Origin of the sequence: Arthrobacter sp. UYEF20 (assembly GCF_040546335.1) — a bacterium.
Lineage (GTDB): Bacteria > Actinomycetota > Actinomycetes > Actinomycetales > Micrococcaceae > Arthrobacter.
Window position 1 is genome coordinate 1 of record NZ_JBEPNP010000059.1, and the last position, 3,440, is coordinate 3,440.

Annotated in this window: 3 protein-coding genes; all 3 read left to right on the forward strand. The window is 67.5% G+C overall.

Annotated features, from left to right (window positions below; translation table 11 throughout):
• Nucleotides 1-1,119: flagellar hook-length control protein FliK (locus tag ABIB26_RS23585; protein ID WP_354248627.1), on the forward strand; the 1,119-nt coding region annotated here is incomplete at its 5' end.
• An 18-nt stretch (nt 1,120-1,137) separates the two neighbouring features.
• On the forward strand, nt 1,138-1,572 hold the full coding sequence (locus ABIB26_RS23590) for a flagellar hook assembly protein FlgD (protein WP_354248628.1): 435 nt from the start codon (nt 1,138-1,140) through the stop codon (nt 1,570-1,572).
• A 31-nt stretch (nt 1,573-1,603) separates the two neighbouring features.
• Nucleotides 1,604-2,782 (forward strand): flagellar hook protein FlgE, encoded by a 1,179-nt coding sequence (locus ABIB26_RS23595; protein ID WP_354248630.1) that lies wholly within the window; start codon nt 1,604-1,606, stop codon nt 2,780-2,782.
• The last annotated feature ends 658 nt before the right edge of the window (nt 2,783-3,440 follow it).

Here is a 3,440-nt window from a genome sequence, read left to right on the forward strand (position 1 = left end):
GCGACCGCGCTTCCCGCAACTTCGCTGACCGCCACGCCGGCCTCGACCGTCCTTCCCACCACGGTTGCTCCGACGCCAGGGGCGCAGGCGACCGCACTTCCCCCAACACCGGCGGCTGCTGCCTCGCCGGCGGAATCCGCGGTGCCACCCTCTCCAACCGCCCCGCCGGCCGCAACGGTTCCGGCCAGCCCTGCCGCAGCGGTTCCGGCCAGCCCGGCCGCAGCGGTTCCGGCCAGCCCGGCCGCAGCAAACGGTTCAGCTCCCGTCGAGGGTGCAGCGCGTCCGGGAACGCAAGCGGCCGCCAATTCTTCCACCGCGCCCCAGCCACAGCCACAGCCCGCGGCTGCATCGCAGGCGGTCGCCAGTGCCGCCGCAATATCGGACACCCAGACCGGCGTCGCCCTTCCGGATGCGACCGCAGGCATCGCCCTGCCGGAGACCCCGGCCGGCGTGGATCCCGCCGGCAGCACGCCTCCTGCGACTCCTGCACCCGGTGCCGGCAACGCCGCCACCGCCACGGCCACGGCCGACGCGCTGGTGGCAACAGGTGCCGCGACAGCACAGCCGACGCCGGCTCCGGCGCATTCCCCGGCGCCCTCAGCCGCGCCGCAGCCAGCGCCGAACACACCTTCCCAGCCCGCGGCCACTCTCCAGCCCCAGCTGGCCAAGCCGCTCTTCACCTTGGCCGGGGCGCCGCACGGAGAGCACATCATGACCCTAAAGGTGTCGCCGGAGGACCTGGGTCCGCTGACGGTCCGGGCTCATATCGATGCCGCCGGTGTCCGGATCGAGCTCTTCGCCCCAGGAGATGCCGGGCGCGGGGCGATCCGGGGGATCCTGCCCGAGCTTCGCAAGGAACTTGCAGGTTCCGGCTTCGGAGCCAGCCTCGACGTCTCTGACCGCAGCGGGCCGGGCGGATCAAGCCAGGACAACCCCGGCCGGGATGCGGGCCAGGGCGGCAGCGGCCGCGGAAGCCAGGGCGGTTCCAGCCCGGGCGGCGGAAACGTCACCGGCGAGCAGCGCAGCGGACACCGCTGGGATGCGCTGGCCGACGAGTCGGCCGTACGCAACGCCAGAATCCTGAACGGCCCACAAACCACCCTCGACATTCTTGTCTGACACGAAGGAAAGCGACTCATGACGATTCTTCCCATCGCCTCCCAGCCCATCGCGGCCGCGGGGGAGACCGCCAAGGCAGCCGCCGTGCGGGCACCCGTGCAGACCATGGATTCGGATGTCTTCATGTCCCTCCTGGTGGCACAGCTCAAGAACCAGAACCCGAGTGCTCCGATGGATACCAACCAGATGATGAGCCAGACCATCCAGCTCTCCATGATGGAGAAGATGTCCGAGCTCACCACCAACAGCAAGGAAGGGTTCTCCCTCCAGATGCGCTCGGCCGCCGCCCAAATGATCGGCCATTCCGTCGGCTACACCCTCGGAGACGGCACCACGGGCACCGGCATCGCCAGTTCGGTGTCCTACGCCGGAACGGTACCCACCGTGAAGGTCGGCGACCTCTCCATCCCTCTTGATTCCATCACCGGGCTCACTGCTCCGGCCGCTTCCTAAGTAGTTTTTCAACCGTAGAAAGGCAGTTCCCATGCTCCGCTCGCTGTACTCCGGAATCTCCGGCCTTCGCGCCCACCAGACCATGCTGGACGTTACCGGCAACAACATCGCCAACGTCAACACGGCCGGCTTCAAGGCGTCCTCCACCCAGTTCCAGGACACCCTCTCGCAGCTGCAGCAGGGTGCCACCGGCCCGCAGGCCCAGGCTGGCGGCAGCAACCCCGCCCAGATCGGCCTCGGTGTCCGGGTTGCCGGTGTCAGCACCAACTTCGCCCAGGGCTCCTCGCAGAGCACCGGCCGTGGCACCGACATGATGATCTCCGGCGACGGGTTCTTCGTGACCAGCAAGGGCGGCAACCAGCTCTTCACCCGCGCCGGCGCGTTCAGCCCCGACGCCGCCAACCAGCTGGTCAGCCCCGACGGCGGCATCCTGCAGGGCTGGACGGCCACCAACGGTGTGATCAACGCGGGTGCCCCGGTGGGCGACATCACCCTGAACCCCAACACCATGGTTGCCAAGGCAACGGGCACGGTGACGCTGGACGGCAACCTGCCCAGCGACGCCGCCGACGGCACCCAGCTCGATCGCATCGTCAAGGTCTACGACGCCGCTGGCGCCGAACGCAGCGTGGCCCTGACCTTCACCAAGGCTGGAAGCACCTGGAACATGGCCGCCACCGACAATGGAACCACCTCCAACGGTTCGGTGACGTACGCGGCCGGCTTGCCCACTGCGGGCGGCAACTTCACCATCGGCGCAGGCGCCAACGCGATCACCATCGACGTCTCCAAGGTCTCCGGCTACGCCAGCATGAGCTCCCTGGCGGTCAGCGGCCAGAACGGCGCCGCCGTCGGCAAGCTCGAGTCCTACACGCTGGGCAACGACGGCTCCCTGATCGGATCCTTCAGCAACGGCATCAAGCAGGTCCTCGCCAAGATCGCACTCGCTAAGTTCACCAACCCGGCGGGCCTGGAGAAGTCCGGCGGCTCGTCCTATGTGGCCACCGGCAACTCCGGCGGCGTGCAGCTGGGTGCGGCGGGCGACCCCGGCATGGGCAGCCTGACCGGCGGAAACCTGGAAATGTCCAATGTGGACCTCTCGCAGGAATTCACCAACCTGATCGTCGCTCAGCGCGGCTTCCAGGCAAACGCCCGCATCATCACCACGTCCGATGAAGTGCTCCAGGAGCTCGGCAACCTCAAGCGCTAAAATCCGGAATACATGATTGTCTCCCAGAGATTCAGGAGACAGCTTTGGGTTTCGTGTATTTCCGGACCCGGAGCTGTCTCCTTGGATCGCCGCCGAATGCGGCTCGCTTGGGACGGGCGATGACGAGATGACGCCGGAGCCTTTCTGCACGTCTGCACGCAGTTCTATCGAAAGGTCTGCGCCCTGCCGGGCCGACTGAGACTATAACTTTCGGACTCGTGCGGCGCCGGCCCTAACGATGTGGAGCGCCGGGACACTCAGCCGGCGAACTCAGCTGGCGAACTCGTGTACCGGCATCCTGGTCACTTGAACGTCTGCTCGGAACAGGGATCCAACCAGCGGATCTTCCCGGGTACAACGCTGCCCTGCCTTCTCCCTGCCTTCTCCCTGCCTTCTCCCTGCCTAGCCTGGCCTGGGCGGGCTAGCCGCTGTCTGAAGCTGTGAGAAACAAGAGCCACTCCGGGGAGGGGTCGTCGAGGGGCGCTGGCCAGCCCGGATCGTCTATGTCTGTGACGGGCAATGGGTGCCAGGCGGTGAATTGGTGCCAGTCCGGGAAGGGGTCGGGGGGCAGTTCCAGTTCGGGATCCCGGCCGGGGTCTGGGCCGGGGTCCGGGCACAGGTGCCTGGTTGGATCCGGGTCCGGATGTTGTCCTCGATC

Bases quoted from the DNA above. Each gene is read 5' to 3' on its own strand.
- ABIB26_RS23590 (WP_354248628.1), top strand. From the start codon at position 1,138: ATGACGATTCTTCCCATCGCCTCCCAGCCCATCGCGGCCGCGGGGGAG.
- ABIB26_RS23595 (WP_354248630.1), top strand. From the start codon at position 1,604: ATGCTCCGCTCGCTGTACTCCGGAATCTCCGGCCTTCGCGCCCACCAG.